A 15,959-nucleotide genomic window follows, 5' to 3' on the forward strand; every position below is an offset into this window, starting at 1 on the left:
TTGATGACATCATCGAATGCACTGGCTTGAGTGAATCCAGACTTTCCGAACTGAAGAAGACAATATGATATTTTTTTAGAATCTAAAGTGATTGGGAGATTTGGAATGGAACTAACAATAACAAAACGCGTAAACCAAATATTCAAAGAAGAAGGATATAAAGAAGGATATGAAAAAGGGGAAGAAAAAGGAGAAGTAAAGAAGAGTGAAGAAATAGCCAAAAATATGTTGATTAAAGATTTTGATCTTGATGACATCATCGAATGCACTGGCTTGAGTGAATCCAGACTTTCCGAACTGAAAAAAACCATATAACACTTTTATATCCAAAATTATTGGGAAATTCGCAATATCAAAAATGCCTAAAGCACATATTCAAACAAGGAAAATATAAAAGAAGAATAATGAAATAGCACCAAAATGTTAATCGATAATGTTAATTTTGATATAATCATCAAATATGCTGTTTTAACTGAATCCAGACTTTTCTGAATTAAAAAAAAAACAATATAATTAGTAAGTTTTCCAACACTTCAAATGTTGGACAATTTTTTTCTTATGTGGAGGCTTGGACAAAATTATAAATTTCATTAAAAACGTATTTACTTTTTCATGAAAAAATTTCAAATAAAACATTCTGATTAACTTATTTGGTATTTTTGTAATACTTGAAATATTCAAAAAATAATTTTGACCACCTCTCTGAAGGAGTAAAAATTAATTATAAGGCGCATTTTTATTCAAATCTATTTTAATACTAATAGGATGTTGTATACATTAATCCTGTTCCATACAACCATCATCAAATTATTTCAAACTTTTTTAAATTATAGTTCCTTACCAAATTTTTATAACAAATTAATTCTATCAGTAACTGGAAGAAAAATATGGAATAAGGAAACATGACAAAATTTTACAAACTCATAAAACAAGAAACAAGATAAATCATTCATAAATTAGATGGAAATTTTTTGGCAATTCACTATAAAACTTTCACTATATTGTAAAAAAAAGTAAAATCTTGGGAAAAAACGTTTTATTAAATCCAAAAATGGAATTATGTCTGATTTTCCCAAAAAAATGAATATAGAAATAATTGATGGATTTAAAAATGCCTTAAGCAGAAATTGGCCATGTAAAATGAAGGCAGAATATTATTCTCTTTTGCAAAATCCTCCATTCTACAATATATGTCATGCCTTAAGGATTTTCTAAGACAATAGTCAAAATCTGGAATTTTTATAATAAACCATGGAAGATATGCGCCATCCCAGAAAGGCTCATATTCCACATGCAGTCCCCCAAATTCGTGAATTATTCCTTCTAAAAAGTTTTTCAGTTGATCAACACCTTCTTTTATGTAAATTTTCCACTCATCAAGCAGACTTTCAACATTGAACTGATTAAATTTTGTGTAATCCTCCAATGGATTCTCCAGCCTTCTAGTTTCCACCATTATATTTCCTCCCTGAATTTTAAATTTTCAAATATTTCCATTCCTTGACCTATGATTTCATCGACGTCATTGTAAGTTATGTTGCCGTATAAATTATAGTCGGCATCCTTTCTCATTGCAAACATGTTCTTTAAATAAGCCGACATATCCTGAAAAACTTCTCTTTGAGTTGGAGGAACCATCTTTGCAACGTCCCATAATCCTTCATAAACTATTCTATGCTCGCTCTTATTGCTCTTGTTCATCATCCTTCTTGAATCAATGTCAAAAACCCTTGTTTTAATGCAGTATTTTACATCCAGCCACTCTTTAGCATGATTGAAGCAGGCATAATAAACCCTGTTAATGACAGTCCTATAAATGCACTGGACACTTATTTTATCAACTTCAAATCTCCAGCATCCAACATAAGCTCTCCCAAAAAGAAGAACTGATTAAAATTAAAATAAGATTTCATAATATAACTCTCCTCTTTGAAAAGGCCTCATTTTTATGATTGCATATAAACACTCGCATTCACCATCCATATCGAATAAAAATCTGCAGCGCTACAAGTAAGGAATACTATATGCAACTTCATATTAAATGATTTCGCAAGTACACAAATATGGATTTGTTAAAAAACATATAAAAACATTTTTGCCACTTTCAAACAAAAACAATACTTTAAAAGCAAGTAAATATTTCCATATCAAAACAATTTTCAAAATCGAAATTATTAGTTTGATCAATAGCCCTGAAAGCACAATATTGCTTCCATTAGGAAAAAATGCCTTAAAATCAAAGAAAATCTATTTAAGGCCATAAAAACAAGTATAACATGGCAAATGCCAATTAAGAAATTTCATTAAACAATAAAAATCATCCTATATGAATTATAGGATGATCAAATTAATATTATAACTCTTCTGTTTTTAATTTTTCAAATACCAATTCGGAACCATCCAAATCTTGTTTTAAGAGCTCCATTTTATTGATACTAAAATTTTCATAGGTTTTGTAATAATAGATGCATTTGTCAAGATTCATGCAGGAACTGTATATTGTATATTCGTACAGTTCAGGGTCGCGAATGAATGTGCATCCTTTTGGCTGCTCTACGGAACCTAGAATATGGTAGAACTGGTTTACAGCACTTACCTCATCGTCTTTAGCGACTGAATTGCTACGTACAAACACTCCTTTTACGAATCTGGACATTGAAGAGTAATCTCCAGGCAATCCTAAACCACCCATTCCTCTGCTGTAGAGGAAACTTTTGAAGTCCTTGTCGAAAATGTTTTCTGGCTGTTTGTTTGAGATTTTCAAGTAGTTGTTAAGGTTGAATGTTTGCAATTCAAATCCTGGAGCGTTTGTTAGGATACCTACATCGTTATCGAATACTTCAACGCCGTTTTCGGTTGCTTCCACAACGATTGCTTTTCCTGTCTTATCTGCAAGCATCCAGTGCATTGCTGAAGCAGGCAATTTTGGGTTGATGCTTTCGTTGGTGATGTTGACTTCCTCCATGAGCTTTTTAGCTTCAGCCAAGGTATCACAGCTTCCTAAAACATATGGTATGAACTCAAACTGTGCAAGGTTGGTTTTGCCGTCAATGATTTCGTCGTTGTATACTGCATAGTTTTCAAAGTTCAACCCAGCCATTCCTAAACCTTTTTCGTTTACTGCATCGTAGAACAATGGATATTGTTTCAATACTCCAGCTGCAATGCCTGTAATTGCATTATGGGTTTCCAAATCATCCATATGATTGAATTTCAAAACGTAGTTTCTAGGAACAACTGCAATCTCTTCGTCATATGATATTTCATAGTCAAAGTTACGGCCAAAATAATGGCATTTTGAATTATAATTTGCTGCTGTGCACATATTTATTACCTCAAATTTAAATTAACATATAAAGTATTTAAATGTTGCTACAGACAAAGATAGAAGTATGAATTTGGCTAGAGCAAAACTGATTCCTTTGCCTATCTGTGGAATCATATTGTCGTTTTTCGGACTTGGAATGTTCTTTAAGGACATTACACCATTGGGCTTTGGGATTTTTACATCTGTCGGATTGCTTTTGATTGCGATGCTGTTTTTGAAAGTTTTCCTATTTAGAAAGGAAACGTTGAAGGATCTTGAAAGCCCGATAATTCTTGGAACTTCAGGCACCCTTCCGATGGCCGTGATGATGCTTGCTGTGTTTTTAAAGGACTTTTCATTTGAGCTGGGACTTGCGGTCTGGTTTCTGGCGTTTCTGGTTCATGTTGTTCTAATCGCATATTTCACAAAGGAGCACATACTGAACTTTGAAATGGAGCTAGTCTATACAAACTACTTTGTGGTTTTTATCGGAATTGGTATGGGGGCGATTACAGGTGCCGGATTCAATCTTGATGTGCTGGTTGACGGAATATTCATTTTCAGCTTTGTTTCAATGGTTGTGCTGTTGGTTCTGGTTTCATACAGGTACTTCAAGGTTCCCATTGAGGACCATACATTCAAGCCACTTGTCTGCATCTACGCAGCACCATTTAGCTTAATTCTATGTGCATTTATTCAAACAACTTTAACTAAAAGTATGGATTTTATCATAGCATTGTACATTTTAAGCATAGTATTCTATATATTCGGACTGATTAAGGCAATGGAATATATACGATTGCCGTTCTTTCCAACATTTGCTGCATTTACATTCCCATTCGTAATAAGTGCAACAGCAACAAAACAGGTAAATAATCTTGTGAACGTTGATCTTGGAATTCTGTTATTGGTTCAGATAGCGATTGCAATAGCCATAGTGGCCTATGTCCTTGCCCAATATATCTATTTCATAATTACCGCACCATACAGCTAAAAATTTAAAGACAATTTTTCTAAAGAAAGGCAATAATTTGGTGATTTAAAAAAAAATAGTTTCTACTTTTCCCTGAGTTTTGTGAGAATCGAATATCTTGTATCCTCAAAAAGCTCCTGAGCCTCGCCGTAGTCCGAGACACGATTTATTATACCAACCATCTGATGAACATAAACCGAAAAGTCATGATAATCTTCAAGAGTAGCTACATTCAGCTCCTCCAACGTGCATAATCTTCCCCAATTTCTGTTTAAACCTTCCAAAAGCTCTAGATACATTCAATGACCTCCTTATCAATTTCATTATAAAATTCATTAAGGTCCCTGAAATGGTCGAAAATTATACTGTGGAACGTGTCTACAATAAAATCAAACTCAAGATTGTCCTTGTATACTGACAATTTTTCTACAATAACATCTTTTGAAGGATTATTGAAATCAGTTGAAATTTCCCTTATTTTCCAAGCCAGCTGTCCTAAATCACAATTTGAGTAGACATGTATTTCATCTGTAAAATCATAGCAGTATGACACAACAACCTCGATGCCTACAGATAATCCATCTATTTTTTCAGCGTTTTCCACAAGAGTCCCTATGATTTTTGAACCTACAATAGATTCAAGTCTTACCTTAAGATGCTCCGACTTTCCGGATTTGATGAACTTTACAGTGACAATATCCGGGTTGTTTTGGTCCCTGAACTTATCCAGAAAACGCAAATTCCTGATTTCTGCATATTCATCATCTTCCAGGCATTCCCTGTCGATGTGCTTTATTATTTCATCATCCAAATCCCTTTTTGTAAGGATGGGATTTTCATGGTTTTCATCGCTCAACAGCTCAAAAAGTATGCCTTCCTCATGGTCTATGAAACTATACAGTAGAATTTCCCTATCATATATGCCATATTTTTGAGCAAAATCCGGGTCTTCCAATGTTACTATGGCCTGGTCAAACTTTCTGAAATCCTGATTTCTAATCATTTTAAGTGAATCGTTTCCGATTTCATCCAGATATTTCTTTAAGGCAAAATCAAGTGTTTGGCTGTTTATTTCATCCAAGCTGAGGAGTTTCTTCTCAAGACCTTTGATTTCCTCGTCAGTTATTTTGAGCTTTGGCAAAACGTTTTCGATAAATGAATTGATCTTGTATTGCTCAATGTTCAACTCTTCCTTTTGGTTTGTCTGACGTGAAAGGCTGTTGCAAATCAATTTAAGGCATCTTTTGTTTATGTTTCTTGGTTTTAGAATGCCTATTTCCAGGTCGTTGTAGATCTTGTCTATTATTTTTATTGATTCTTCGGCTGACAGATTGACTGATTCTGTGTTTTTTATAATTTTTTCATATACTTCATCGTAGTCATACATTTAAACCACTGCTTTCAGTTTGTAATGTATACTTCGACCCTTACCCTCCCTTTCTATAAGATTCTTTTCCAATAGCTTATCTAAATAGGAATGGGCTGTTTTTGAAGAAATATTGAGTATTTCCTGAACGTGTCTGTTTTGTATACATTCGTTTTCCTCTAAATAATCCAAAATCATAATTTCCTTTTCAGATAAATCAAAATCACTTTCCAAAGATATTACTTCTTTTTTCAGATGTTCCATGCTTTTGGACAATATTTCCGTGAAGAATTCCAACCATACTGTCAAGTCATAGTTCAGCAGGTCTATGTAAGCCAGCTTGTTCATGTAGAAGAACTCGTTCAGGTCCAAAAACTGGTTTGGGTCTATTTCCTTAAAGCTGAGAAGATAGCTGGTTATTGCATTTATTGTCTTTCCGTTCATGTGCCTGAATGGAGACATCCTGTTCAGGACATATTGGGCAATTCCAATAATGATAACGTCTGGATATTCTTTATTGTACAGTATGTTGTCAATAAGAAATTCCATGTTTGCCATGTCAGCTTCAAATGTGAATTCCTCGTCAAAGATTCCGTTTGTTAGCTGGTTGTTGAAAATAATAAGGAGGTTTGGATACAGCTCATCATGGTTTTTGAAGCTGTTCAGTAGGTTTATGTAGTTCTTAACTTCCTTTTTGCTTTTGAAATCCTTGTGGTTCAGGTTTTCATCTTCAAGTTTGCATCCGAAATATGCTGAATTAATTATGGCTTTATCCTTTAGATATTGCTGGTCTTCTGTTTTCAAGTCGGCTTTGTTTATTATCTGCCTGTTTTTCTCTATTTCCAGAAGATTTTTCACAATTTCGTTGGTGTAGCTAAAATTAATTTCCATAAATATCACATTGAAACTTAATATCTTTACTTATAGGTTAATTTAATAGCTATATAAACGATATTCGAGAGCGTTTGAAAACTAATATCCCCTTTCTGGATTGTTCTTTAGATCTACACCGCGAGATTTGTTCGTGAGGTTACAAATAACATTTATAATATATAAATGGAAAAAATAGTATTGTCAAACCAAAAAACCATTTAAAATGATTTTAAGGGCAAACAAGCATATGATATTAGTTTAAACCTCATTATTAAAAAAGTTTATGAAACATTAGAACCAACAGTAATATATGAAAATGCCTGAAGAGATTGACGTTGAGCTTTTTGCACCATGTGGAATCAACTGTATAAGCTGTGAGAAATTCCAGAACCCCTGTGTAGGATGCCTGAAGGGCGATGGGGGAAAGACAAAGGCAGCACTCAAATGCAAGATAAAGGCCTGCCTTGACAAAAAGAAAGTAAAGTACTGCGGAAGATGTTCCGAATTTCCATGTACACTAATAAAAAAACATTCTAAAAAGTCACAGAAGAGATATGGTCTGAACACCCAGGAAAGCGCAAAGAGAATTCAGTTTACAGGCATTAACAAGATAAACATCCAGGACCATGAAAGATGGAGATGCCCTGACTGTGGAGGAATAATACACTTCCAGACAAAAAGCTGCTCCGAATGCGGCAGAAAAAATTAAAAAAAAGGAGTTTGATGAAAATCAACTCCTGCTTTCAGGCTTCAGCAATTTCATTTTTAGCTATATCGGCAATCAGGCTTACCTTGTCCTCATCCTCAACCTCTCCCTTTAAAACTGATTTTGTGCTTAATGCACTTAAGGCCATGGTTGAGAAGTTATGGATATAAGAGGACATTGACGGAGGCATCAGACCAAACATTCCCAGAACGATCAGGCTTCCGTTGATTCCGATAATCCTGCGGTAATTGCTGTTAATCTTATCAAGCATTCCCGCACTTAATTTTCTTAATGTAATCAAGTCAAAAAGATTATCTGACAGCAGGGAAATATCGGACACTTCCCTGGCTATATCCGATGAATGCATCATAGAAACTGAAACATCTGCAACGGCCAATGCTGGCGAATCGTTAATGCCGTCGCCAACCATTATTACTGTTTTTCCATCTCCTTGCAATTCTTCAATAATGCTGGCCTTGTCCTCAGGCAATACCTGTGACTTGTATTGGGTTATTCCCAATCTTTTTGCAGTGCTTCTAGCGGCATTTTCACTATCTCCAGTAAGCATTATGACATTTTCAATACCTAGATTCTTAAGTTCTGAAATTACGTGTTCGGCTTCCTCGCGAACTGGATCATCAATGCAGATTATGCCTTCTAACTTTCCATCAATTCCCAAGTAAACAATAGAATGGTCTTCAATTTTTTCCCGGATAACGGACTCCTGTTCACTTGTGAACTTTATGTTTTCATCATCAAAAAGGAAGTGCTTGCTTCCGATTACTGCGCGTTTTTCCTTATAGGTAGTTGCAATTCCATGGGCCACTATGTATTCCACTTCACTGTGTTCCTCCTCATGATGTAAATTTTCCATTTCTGCCTGCTTTACGATGGCCTTTGCAATGCTGTGTGCAAAATGCTCCTCTATGCAGGCGGAAATTTTTAAAATCTCATCACGGGAGTAGCTGCCCATTGAAATTACGTCTACGACTTGGGGAGTTGCATTGGTCAATGTTCCTGTCTTGTCGAAAACGATAGTATCGGCGGTTGCATATTTCTCTAAAAATTTTCCTCCCTTTATCATCATCCTATATTCGTTGGCTTCTTTCATTGCAGACAGGATTGATAGTGGGGTGGTTAATTTAATTGCACATGAAAAGTCAACCATCAGTACCGAGAGGGCTTTTGTGGTGTCTCCGGTGAACAGATAGGTTAAAAAGGTTGTAAAAAAACTATATGGAACAATTGAATCGGCCAGTTTTTCAGCCTTGCTTTGGGCATCGGCTTTCAAATCTTCGGAATTTTCGATTAGATGGATGATTTTATTTAAACGAGTTTCATTGTTAATAGAATAAACTTGGATTATGAGGTTGCCTTCTTCGATTACAGTCCCTGCGTGAACCGTCATTCCTTGATTCTTATAAACCGCCAATGGTTCTCCAGTCATTGTTGATTCATTAACCATCGCTTCACCGGAGACAACTTTTCCGTCAACGGGAATTATATCGCCCATGTAAATTTTTACATTGTCTCCTTTTCGGATATCTTCAATTGGGCATGATATTTCATTACCTTCATCTGTAACCAACCATACTGTGGATATGTTTAGTGATAAGCTATTTTTAAGAGTATCCTTTGTTTTTTGAATTGTATACTCTTCGAGAAGGTCTGAAATTGACAATAAAAACATCATTGAGCTAGCTGAACTATATTCCTTTTTTAAAAGTGAACCAGATACCGCCGATGCGTCAAGAAGATCAACGTCAACTGCGAAGCTGGTCAGGCTGTCAATACCTTTCATTATAAATCCTATGGATTTGTATAGAGTTATTGCATTTTTTATGGGAACTGGTAGAAAAATCTGCATTATAGCTCTTCTAAAAATCTTTTTGGAGAGTTTCAATAGGAATTGGTTTGACAGGTCTTTTAACTGTTGTTTTGAATTTGGTTTTTCATCTTTTAAATCATTTATGGATATGTTATTCAAAATTTGAAGTATTTTGCTTTTGTCTTTTGGATGGTGATAATGTATTAGAATACTGCCATTTCTATGGGAGGTCACTGCCTCGTTTATGAAGTCATATTCTAAAAGCAATGATGAAATACCGTAGCCTTCGGTTTTTGTAAATGCGTTTCTTCCAGACCTTACCCTTAATCGGGTTCCATTATCATACACAATCTGATACTTCATTGTAGTACCTTCTTATCCGTCGATTTCAACTTCGTTTACATAGATTTCTTCTTTTTTCAGTCTTTCTGCGTCTTCAACCATGTCTTCGGCATCGTCTTTCATGTTTTGGAAGCGTTCTTCAGCTTCTTTTTTTGTTTCCAAAACCTTTGCCATTGCTCTGGTTCCGGTTTTCTTAACGGTTTCTGATTTCAATAGCTGTTTTCCGATTATTGCCGTGGCTATTCCTCCGGCAAATATCAGAAGTTCTTTGTGTTCATACAATTCATGCAAATGTTCTTTCATTTTCTTCACTCTTTTTTAGGTTTACCTAAATAATTTTTAGGTATACCTAAATTTAGAATTCACCTTATATAAATGTTTCCAATTGAAAAAACTATAAGAGATACAAGATCAATAAAAATAAAATAACAAGAAAAATAAGGAAGGTTCAGCAAGATGAATATATTGATAGACGGTTCCGGAGCCATTGGAATAGGATTGGGATGCTCCATGCTTGATTCAGGATATGACGTATCATTCTATGCCAGCGAAAGGACTGCAAAGGCTATGGAAAATGGAATTTCAAGAATAGGATTGTTCAAGCAACTGGAATTTGCTCCTGATATGTATGAAGTCTATACAAAATACGAGGATATTCCGGACAATCAATTTGATTACATTTTCGTTGCAAGCAAGACAATAGCCAATGAGGACATTAGTCTTAAATTGCATGAAAATGCAAGAATATTGAAGGATGACTACAGGATAGTTATCTTCCAGAACGGTTTTGGAAACGACGAGTACTACCTGAAATATTTCCCAAAGGAAAAGGTGTTCTGCGCCCGTGTCATTACAGGATTTTCAAGACCTGAACGTAACGTCAGCGAGGTCACAGTCTATACCGAACCTATACTTTTGGGATCCCTTCAGGGAGAGGACCCCGGGGAACTTGAAAACATAGCACAGGCAATTACCGATTCAGGAATAAAATGTGAAATATCCTACGATCTGGACAAGTATCTCTGGGCGAAGATGCTTTACAACTGTGCATTGAACCCATTGGGAGCTATTCTGGGAGTTAACTACGGCAAGCTTACTGAAAACGAGTATTCCAAAAGCATCATGAACAGAGTAATAGCTGAAATATTTGATGTTATTGATGCCGCCGGCTATGAGACATTGTGGAAAAGTCCTGAGGAATACGAGAAGGTTTTCTATTCCAAGCTTGTTCCCGATACCTACAACCATTATTCCTCAACCTATCAGGACATATCCAAGAAAAACAAGACTGAAATCGATAACCTGACAGGAAAGGTAATAGCCATTGGGGATAAATACGGTATCAACGTTGACGTTAACAGAACATTGTACAATATGATAAAGAGCATTGAAAGCGATTATTAGCAGGATCTGTTAAGATTCTCCAATAGCTCTATTATTCTTGTGTTCTGCTCTATCAATATGTCTATTTTTGATTTGTCGCTGTTTGAAAGGTCTTTTCTTTCCCTGTTTCCATGCAGTTTTATATTTGATTCCTTAAATATTGAAAGTTCATCTATTGATCTGTTTCTTATCAGATGGGTTCCGCATTCTGTGCAGAAGTGGGCATTGTCTCCATAGAATTCTGTTTCGCATTTTGGGCATATCATATTTTTCACGTCCTTACATATAAGTTATACACAAGTTATACTATAACATGAAGAGTATATAAATGTTGTGTTTAATTTATGGCTTCCAAATCCCCGCATTCAAAGACATAGTGGTCATCGCTGGGATTGACAATAAGGCCTGAAAAGTCACAGTCATCAAAATAGATTGACATTATGTCCCTGCCGGTTGCGATATCCGCATCCAAGGAATCATCACCGATTGAATCCATACCTGCGCATAAGGACTTATAATCACTGAAAACAGGTACGAAGAAATCGCCTTCATTTTCCTGAGAAATCAGAACCATAAGTTCACCGTTGTCTGTCAAAATGATGTAAAGTTCGTTTTCAAAGATTTCATTATTAAGCTCATTTACCAATTCCTCAGAATCGTCAAATTCCAGTTGATTCAATAGATTTCCAATATTGCTCTCTTTAATGCTATTCATATCTATCACCATTTTAATAATGAAGCATTTTTATTTATAAAGCTAACTAAATGTACTATAGGAACAATTGAAAAAATAGAATCAATATAAACTGTATAGAAATTAATTGAAATAAGAATATAAAAATAAAATAAGTTGTGAAAATATATAAATAAAATGAACAATAAACCAAATAGCTATGTGAAAATAGTTTCACATACGAACGATTTTTTCAACCATTTATTAATTAAAAAAGTAGAAAAATGAATATTTTTTCTACTTAATAACTAACATAGCTTTCTGTTCTTTTTCTGATGTCTTCAAAGGTATCTTCAATTAGAAGCTCTCCGTTTCTAAAGACTTCCCTTAGGTAGTCGTCACCACAAGCGTCAATAGGCACTGTCCTGAAAACATTTCCATTGCTGACCAGTTTGAATCTTCCAGTCTTTGACTTTTTGCTGGTGTCCAACGGGTTCTTGAAAATGTCCACCCATTGGCCGTTCCTTTCTTGAGCTGAACACTTGAATGCATTTCTTTGTGTGTCACGTGTTGTGGAAGTGTGAAGTCCGCCGCCCATACCAAAGACTATGTTTTCAGCTGCCCATCCGTTGGTTTTAAGGGAGAAAAGAATGTCACGAATCTTGTGATAGTCAAGTCCGTCTCCCCAGAGAACACGATGTTGTCCTTGAACACCTTATACCCTTCACCTGTTTTTACAGTGTTGAATCCCTTTTCCAGAATGTTGAAGCAGTCAAGGGTTGTTGAGACAGGCTCTCCGCTGTCAGGCCTGAATACTATCTTGTTGATTGGATTTTTAGCTAAAAAGTCCTTGATGGCTCCGTTCAGTTTGCCGTCAGGCATACTTGACTGTGTAAGGAAGTTCCTGTAGTCATAGCTATCGATAACCATTGAAAGTATGCCGTCCCTTGCATGGTCGATTACATTAATGACCTGGTCGAATTCTCCTTTCTGGCCCTGTGAAGTCATTACGCTGTGTTCTGTTGCCTGAACTGAAAATCCATAAACGTTGGAGTCGTTGTAGTAATTGTCAGGGATTGAAAGTCCAGGAATGGTGTCGGTTCCCTTGAAGCTTAGCAAATGGGCTGCACCACATAGCATGGAAGCGTCTACACTTGGAGATCCCCTGAATCCGAAGTCATGGAGCATGAATTCAAGGTTGGTCTTGTCAGAGCCTGTAACGTCAAGGTAAAAATTGCATAGCTTTTTGACCTCTGCAGAAAGTGTAGCCACTGTTGAGGGATACCATACCTGAAGAAGCAATGATTCAAGATAGTTTGTAAGCCAGAAACATCTCTTGTCGGTGTTTTCGACTGTCATGAGAACGTTTCCAACATTTACAGGTGTTCCTTCAGCCACTGCCCTGATTGAAATCGGAAGTCTGCCATCCAGATTTTCTGCAATGTATGCCCAGTCGTCGTAGTTGAAGATTCCTTCCCCAATATGTGTCTCTATTAGCCTGTTTGCCTCATCTACCTTTTCCATAGTTACAACGTTTCCTTCAAGATACTTCTTGATTGTGTACTGAAGTCCGAAAAAGATTGTCTTGTTGAACTCAGAACCTATCCTGCTTTCCAGATATGAGTATACCTTCTCAGTATTTTCAGGATAGAAATAGTGGTGTGTTACCTTGTAACTGTCGGTAAGTAGACAGATATTATTTTCAATCATATACAATGATATTGTTATTAAGATATATAAACATTATGATGAAAAATGTTTTGCATTAAATAAAATCATTTAATTTAGATAAAAAATGAACAGTTTATAAAAAATATTTTGAAAACTGGATATTCATACAATAAACATAAACTATATTTAAAATAAGAATATTAAATTTAAAACAAGGTGAGATTTATGTCAAAAGTAGAAAACACAGAACTATTGAAATTGATTGACGAGTTTATAGAAATAGATGAACAGGAAAACAAGGACATGGACAAGCTAGCGGAAATCGGACACCAACTAGACCACACAGTTCTTGAATGCGAACTTATAGCTATCGTAAACAATGAAGACAGAGAATTCAACGAAATCCTAAGACTGATAGTAGAAGACGAAAACGACAGCTACTTCATACCAGCATACACAGATGTCGAGGAAGCCAAAAAGGGAATCGAGGCTTTAGGCCTTAATGAAGACCAATGGACCTACGAGTTCGAAGCAATGACCGGACTTGACATACTGGACATTGGAATAGAAGACGAGAAATTCGTAGGAATAGTAATCAACCCATATGACACCGACTTCATATTCCCAAAGGAAGACATAATAAATGCTGCAATATGCAATCAAGAGCACGAGAGTTGTGATTAATGAAGCTGGAAGACTATGAGACATACAAGAAGGACAAGACAAAGTCTTCAAAAAGTAGACTGAAGGATCTTATAGACACATATGCGGAAATCAATAGAAAGTTAAACAACGAATCCTCAATCGAACTGAATGTCTTTAAAAACAACATCCGTGAAACATACCAGAAGGAAGTCTATTTCACACTAATCGACGAGATAGAAAAGCCTGTAAGATTCAATGTTGATGAGAAGTCAAAGGAATACTTCATTCCAATATTCACCGACATTGATGAATATGGGGAAGGTTCAAGAAAGATATCCAAGCTCTTTCTAGACAAGCTTGACTTGAAGATGCTGACTCCTGAAGACATCAGAAAAATAGCAAGTGAAGACGAGAACTTCCAGGGAGTAATCATAAATCCCCACAGTCAAAACTTTTCAGTTGATTTGAAAAACATTTAGAACAGAAGAAATGTCAAATAAGCCCCGGAAACAACAATCAAAATTACCAAGATGATAATTATCATGTCCTTTGTGTTAAATGAGAAGCGAGACTTGTCATCGTCATTGATGAAATCATAGCCACATTTAACGCAAAACCTGCTTTTGTCCTTTAGTTTGTTTCCACATTTGGGGCAATATTTAGACATTTGAATCATTACTTCTTATTTTTTTTATTTATTTAACCATTTGTAGTCTGCTGTTGTTACGACTTCACCTTGGGAATCTGTAATTTCAATTACGCAGTTCTTGATTGTAACGTTTTTTGGAGTGCCTTCAGCCATATAGATATCCATATGATTGTCATCTATATATTTGTAGTCCAATGATTCAGTATCTGTCATTACAACTGTTCCGTCCTCATCATACCATGTTGCCTTTGCAAAATAGCTGTTTGCTTCCTTTGGAGCGTTGGTTAAGGTAAATGATATTGAATAAACGTTCTCTCCTGATGAGACATACTGATTCTGGTCAATGTTAAGTATCTTTTCGTTTCCTGATTGAACACCTCCAAAGCCTGCGTTGTTCAATCCAATAGCTATGACTGCTACAATAGCTATTATTGCAATTCCTAAAAATAGGTTTCTTTTGTTTAGAAGGTCGTCGAAACTTTTCTTGGAAGCCTTATTGCTGGAAGTTTCCTTGCCTGCCTCAGGGTTAGGCTCTCCGCATTTTCTGCAAAATTTATAATCGTCTACATTTTCGGATCCGCATTTGGGACATTTCATGGATTTACACCTCTGCTATTATTTTTGGATGATTAGTTATAAATACTTATTTTGTACATTTAAAATGAATAAATTTATATAATACTAAATATATATTGTGTATAAAGTATATTTAATTATGTGATAAAATGGAGTATAATGATAGTAACTTGAAGGATGAAATAATAAAAAACAGCAAACTGAAGACATGCATAAACAAGTATGATGAACTGCTTGAAACCTACGGCTCAGAACTCAACAACATAAAGAACAACATAAACGAAGCCCTATTCAACGAATACCTGATAACAATAAAATCCAGAATAAACAAGCAGACCAGCATAGTCAGAATAGTGCAGAAAGACAACAGAAATAGCTATTTCATCCCAATATTTACAGATGAATTCGAATACATAAAAGGAATAGAAACATTTGAATTTGAAGAGGAGATAATCGACGAACCATACATCACAACAATACATGAATTCATAGACATTGCAAAAAACGACCCGAACCTTAAAGGACTCATAGTAAACCCCCACAACCAGGATTTCGCAATAGACATGGACTCAGTTCTTGAATATGATGAGAAATAATTAATAAACATAAGTCACTAATAATTAAAGTAGTGATTATATGGAAATAAACAATGAAGAATTTAAAGAAATACAGTTATTTTGTCCAACATATCCAATAGGAGAGGATATGAACTTTGTAGCCTTCGGAGATGAAAACGATTTTAAAATCCCAGTATTTACAAACCATGAAAGCTATAAGGAAGGATACAAATACCTAAAACTAGATGAACAGGAACAGGAATACAACCTGTACACAACCAAAATGAACTTCTTTATCCAGCTAGCTGCAAACGATCCTGGATTTACCGGACTGATTGTAAACCTTCCGGAAGACAAGATGATTCTCGATAAAGAGAAACTTTTGAGTTTTATAGACTAAAAAAAGGTTT

20 protein-coding genes and 1 pseudogene are annotated in these 15,959 nt (G+C 35.4%); 8 read left to right on the forward strand and 13 right to left on the reverse strand.

Annotation, left to right across the window (positions count from 1 at the left end):
* Positions 1–105: 105 nt before the first annotated feature.
* Positions 106–315 (forward strand): hypothetical protein, encoded by a 210-nt coding sequence (locus tag Q4P18_RS07990; RefSeq protein ID WP_303337659.1) that lies wholly within the window; start codon positions 106–108, stop codon positions 313–315.
* A 790-nt stretch (positions 316–1,105) separates the two neighbouring features.
* On the opposite strand, the gene Q4P18_RS07995 is transcribed toward Q4P18_RS07990, so the two are convergent.
* The 3 genes from Q4P18_RS07995 to bsh all read right to left on the reverse strand — a co-directional run bounded on the left by Q4P18_RS07995 (position 1,106) and on the right by bsh (position 3,325).
* The gene (locus tag Q4P18_RS07995; protein WP_303337661.1) at positions 1,106–1,456 is read right to left on the reverse strand and encodes a hypothetical protein; all 351 of its coding nucleotides are present in this window, start codon (positions 1,454–1,456) and stop codon (positions 1,106–1,108) included.
* Positions 1,456–1,701: a hypothetical protein gene (locus Q4P18_RS08000; protein WP_303337663.1), complete on the reverse strand. Its 246-nt coding sequence runs from the start codon at positions 1,699–1,701 to the stop codon at positions 1,456–1,458. The genes Q4P18_RS07995 and Q4P18_RS08000 overlap by 1 nt, the downstream gene beginning before the upstream one ends.
* Positions 1,702–2,353: 652 nt before the next feature.
* Entirely contained in the window at positions 2,354–3,325 is a 972-nt protein-coding gene (bsh, locus tag Q4P18_RS08005) for a choloylglycine hydrolase (protein WP_303337665.1), read from the reverse strand.
* A 67-nt stretch (positions 3,326–3,392) separates the two neighbouring features.
* On the opposite strand from bsh, the gene Q4P18_RS08010 reads away from it, so the two are divergent.
* Entirely contained in the window at positions 3,393–4,301 is a 909-nt protein-coding gene (locus Q4P18_RS08010) for a hypothetical protein (protein WP_303337667.1), read from the forward strand.
* 62 nt (positions 4,302–4,363) lie between these two features.
* Here Q4P18_RS08010 and Q4P18_RS08015 read toward each other — a convergent pair whose 3' ends face one another.
* Genes Q4P18_RS08015 through Q4P18_RS08025 form a run of 3 tightly spaced genes read right to left on the reverse strand, consistent with a single transcriptional unit; the run spans position 4,364 to position 6,537 of the window.
* Positions 4,364–4,579, reverse strand: a complete 216-nt coding sequence (locus tag Q4P18_RS08015; RefSeq protein ID WP_303337669.1) for a hypothetical protein — start codon at positions 4,577–4,579, stop codon at positions 4,364–4,366.
* On the reverse strand, positions 4,570–5,667 hold the full coding sequence (locus tag Q4P18_RS08020) for a hypothetical protein (RefSeq protein ID WP_303337671.1): 1,098 nt from the start codon (positions 5,665–5,667) through the stop codon (positions 4,570–4,572). The genes Q4P18_RS08015 and Q4P18_RS08020 overlap by 10 nt, the downstream gene beginning before the upstream one ends.
* Positions 5,668–6,537 carry a Fic family protein gene (locus Q4P18_RS08025; RefSeq protein WP_303337673.1) on the reverse strand — a complete coding sequence of 290 codons (870 nt, stop codon included), beginning with the start codon at positions 6,535–6,537 and terminating at the stop codon, positions 5,668–5,670.
* A 292-nt stretch (positions 6,538–6,829) separates the two neighbouring features.
* Between Q4P18_RS08025 and Q4P18_RS08030 the strand changes: the two genes are divergently transcribed.
* Entirely contained in the window at positions 6,830–7,228 is a 399-nt protein-coding gene (locus Q4P18_RS08030; protein ID WP_303337675.1) for a DUF3795 domain-containing protein, read from the forward strand.
* 34 nt (positions 7,229–7,262) lie between these two features.
* Here Q4P18_RS08030 and Q4P18_RS08035 read toward each other — a convergent pair whose 3' ends face one another.
* On the reverse strand, positions 7,263–9,416 hold the full coding sequence (locus Q4P18_RS08035) for a heavy metal translocating P-type ATPase (protein WP_303337677.1): 2,154 nt from the start codon (positions 9,414–9,416) through the stop codon (positions 7,263–7,265).
* Between the two features lie 12 nt (positions 9,417–9,428).
* The gene (locus Q4P18_RS08040; protein WP_303337679.1) at positions 9,429–9,698 is read right to left on the reverse strand and encodes a hypothetical protein; all 270 of its coding nucleotides are present in this window, start codon (positions 9,696–9,698) and stop codon (positions 9,429–9,431) included.
* A 153-nt stretch (positions 9,699–9,851) separates the two neighbouring features.
* Here Q4P18_RS08040 and Q4P18_RS08045 point away from each other — a divergent pair, with 153 nt between their 5' ends.
* The gene (locus tag Q4P18_RS08045; RefSeq protein ID WP_303337681.1) at positions 9,852–10,799 is read left to right on the forward strand and encodes a ketopantoate reductase family protein; all 948 of its coding nucleotides are present in this window, start codon (positions 9,852–9,854) and stop codon (positions 10,797–10,799) included.
* Here Q4P18_RS08045 and Q4P18_RS08050 read toward each other — a convergent pair.
* From Q4P18_RS08050 to Q4P18_RS08065, 3 genes and pseudogenes are all read right to left on the reverse strand, one after another.
* Positions 10,796–11,044, reverse strand: coding sequence for a hypothetical protein (locus Q4P18_RS08050; RefSeq protein ID WP_303337683.1), 249 nt, complete (start codon positions 11,042–11,044; stop codon positions 10,796–10,798). The two genes, Q4P18_RS08045 and Q4P18_RS08050, sit on opposite strands and share 4 nt — an antisense overlap.
* A 71-nt stretch (positions 11,045–11,115) precedes the next feature.
* Positions 11,116–11,493, reverse strand: coding sequence for an SseB family protein (locus Q4P18_RS08055; RefSeq protein ID WP_303337685.1), 378 nt, complete (start codon positions 11,491–11,493; stop codon positions 11,116–11,118).
* 259 nt (positions 11,494–11,752) lie between these two features.
* Positions 11,753–13,161 (reverse strand): annotated as a pseudogene (locus Q4P18_RS08065) (nicotinate phosphoribosyltransferase).
* A gap of 186 nt (positions 13,162–13,347) precedes the next feature.
* Between Q4P18_RS08065 and Q4P18_RS08070 the strand changes: the two are divergent.
* Together Q4P18_RS08070 and Q4P18_RS08075 are read left to right on the forward strand one after the other, a co-directional pair.
* Positions 13,348–13,806 carry an SseB family protein gene (locus Q4P18_RS08070; protein WP_303337689.1) on the forward strand — a complete coding sequence of 153 codons (459 nt, stop codon included), beginning with the start codon at positions 13,348–13,350 and terminating at the stop codon, positions 13,804–13,806.
* Positions 13,806–14,246, forward strand: coding sequence for a hypothetical protein (locus Q4P18_RS08075; RefSeq protein WP_303337691.1), 441 nt, complete (start codon positions 13,806–13,808; stop codon positions 14,244–14,246). Before Q4P18_RS08070 ends, Q4P18_RS08075 begins: the two co-directional genes overlap by 1 nt.
* Here the strand turns inward: Q4P18_RS08075 and Q4P18_RS08080 are convergent.
* Positions 14,243–14,434, reverse strand: coding sequence for a zinc ribbon domain-containing protein (locus Q4P18_RS08080; protein WP_303337693.1), 192 nt, complete (start codon positions 14,432–14,434; stop codon positions 14,243–14,245). The genes Q4P18_RS08075 and Q4P18_RS08080 overlap by 4 nt on opposite strands.
* Positions 14,435–14,458: 24 nt before the next feature.
* Positions 14,459–15,013, reverse strand: coding sequence for a zinc ribbon domain-containing protein (locus tag Q4P18_RS08085; RefSeq protein ID WP_303337695.1), 555 nt, complete (start codon positions 15,011–15,013; stop codon positions 14,459–14,461).
* A 128-nt stretch (positions 15,014–15,141) separates the two neighbouring features.
* On the opposite strand from Q4P18_RS08085, the gene Q4P18_RS08090 reads away from it, so the two are divergent.
* Both Q4P18_RS08090 and Q4P18_RS08095 read left to right on the forward strand, forming a co-directional pair.
* The gene (locus Q4P18_RS08090; protein ID WP_303337697.1) at positions 15,142–15,588 is read left to right on the forward strand and encodes a hypothetical protein; all 447 of its coding nucleotides are present in this window, start codon (positions 15,142–15,144) and stop codon (positions 15,586–15,588) included.
* A gap of 40 nt (positions 15,589–15,628) precedes the next feature.
* Entirely contained in the window at positions 15,629–15,949 is a 321-nt protein-coding gene (locus tag Q4P18_RS08095; RefSeq protein WP_303337698.1) for a hypothetical protein, read from the forward strand.
* The last annotated feature ends 10 nt before the right edge of the window (positions 15,950–15,959 follow it).

Source organism: Methanobrevibacter sp., from assembly GCF_030539665.1.
Lineage (GTDB): Archaea > Methanobacteriota > Methanobacteria > Methanobacteriales > Methanobacteriaceae > Methanocatella.

What these genes read in the sequence shown, in the direction of transcription:
- Q4P18_RS07990 (WP_303337659.1), top strand. Translation starts at nt 106, where the DNA reads ATGGAACTAACAATAACAAAACGCGTAAACCAAATATTCAAAGAAGAA.
- Q4P18_RS07995 (WP_303337661.1), bottom strand. Translation starts at nt 1,456, where the DNA reads ATGGTGGAAACTAGAAGGCTGGAGAATCCATTGGAGGATTACACAAAA.
- Q4P18_RS08000 (WP_303337663.1), bottom strand. Translation starts at nt 1,701, where the DNA reads ATGAACAAGAGCAATAAGAGCGAGCATAGAATAGTTTATGAAGGATTA.
- bsh (WP_303337665.1), bottom strand. Translation starts at nt 3,325, where the DNA reads ATGTGCACAGCAGCAAATTATAATTCAAAATGCCATTATTTTGGCCGT.
- Q4P18_RS08010 (WP_303337667.1), top strand. Translation starts at nt 3,393, where the DNA reads ATGAATTTGGCTAGAGCAAAACTGATTCCTTTGCCTATCTGTGGAATC.
- Q4P18_RS08015 (WP_303337669.1), bottom strand. Translation starts at nt 4,579, where the DNA reads ATGTATCTAGAGCTTTTGGAAGGTTTAAACAGAAATTGGGGAAGATTA.
- Q4P18_RS08020 (WP_303337671.1), bottom strand. Translation starts at nt 5,667, where the DNA reads ATGTATGACTACGATGAAGTATATGAAAAAATTATAAAAAACACAGAA.
- Q4P18_RS08025 (WP_303337673.1), bottom strand. Translation starts at nt 6,537, where the DNA reads ATGGAAATTAATTTTAGCTACACCAACGAAATTGTGAAAAATCTTCTG.
- Q4P18_RS08030 (WP_303337675.1), top strand. Translation starts at nt 6,830, where the DNA reads ATGAAAATGCCTGAAGAGATTGACGTTGAGCTTTTTGCACCATGTGGA.
- Q4P18_RS08035 (WP_303337677.1), bottom strand. Translation starts at nt 9,416, where the DNA reads ATGAAGTATCAGATTGTGTATGATAATGGAACCCGATTAAGGGTAAGG.
- Q4P18_RS08040 (WP_303337679.1), bottom strand. Translation starts at nt 9,698, where the DNA reads ATGAAAGAACATTTGCATGAATTGTATGAACACAAAGAACTTCTGATA.
- Q4P18_RS08045 (WP_303337681.1), top strand. Translation starts at nt 9,852, where the DNA reads ATGAATATATTGATAGACGGTTCCGGAGCCATTGGAATAGGATTGGGA.
- Q4P18_RS08050 (WP_303337683.1), bottom strand. Translation starts at nt 11,044, where the DNA reads ATGATATGCCCAAAATGCGAAACAGAATTCTATGGAGACAATGCCCAC.
- Q4P18_RS08055 (WP_303337685.1), bottom strand. Translation starts at nt 11,493, where the DNA reads ATGAATAGCATTAAAGAGAGCAATATTGGAAATCTATTGAATCAACTG.
- Q4P18_RS08070 (WP_303337689.1), top strand. Translation starts at nt 13,348, where the DNA reads ATGTCAAAAGTAGAAAACACAGAACTATTGAAATTGATTGACGAGTTT.
- Q4P18_RS08075 (WP_303337691.1), top strand. Translation starts at nt 13,806, where the DNA reads ATGAAGCTGGAAGACTATGAGACATACAAGAAGGACAAGACAAAGTCT.
- Q4P18_RS08080 (WP_303337693.1), bottom strand. Translation starts at nt 14,434, where the DNA reads ATGTCTAAATATTGCCCCAAATGTGGAAACAAACTAAAGGACAAAAGC.
- Q4P18_RS08085 (WP_303337695.1), bottom strand. Translation starts at nt 15,013, where the DNA reads ATGAAATGTCCCAAATGCGGATCCGAAAATGTAGACGATTATAAATTT.
- Q4P18_RS08090 (WP_303337697.1), top strand. Translation starts at nt 15,142, where the DNA reads ATGGAGTATAATGATAGTAACTTGAAGGATGAAATAATAAAAAACAGC.
- Q4P18_RS08095 (WP_303337698.1), top strand. Translation starts at nt 15,629, where the DNA reads ATGGAAATAAACAATGAAGAATTTAAAGAAATACAGTTATTTTGTCCA.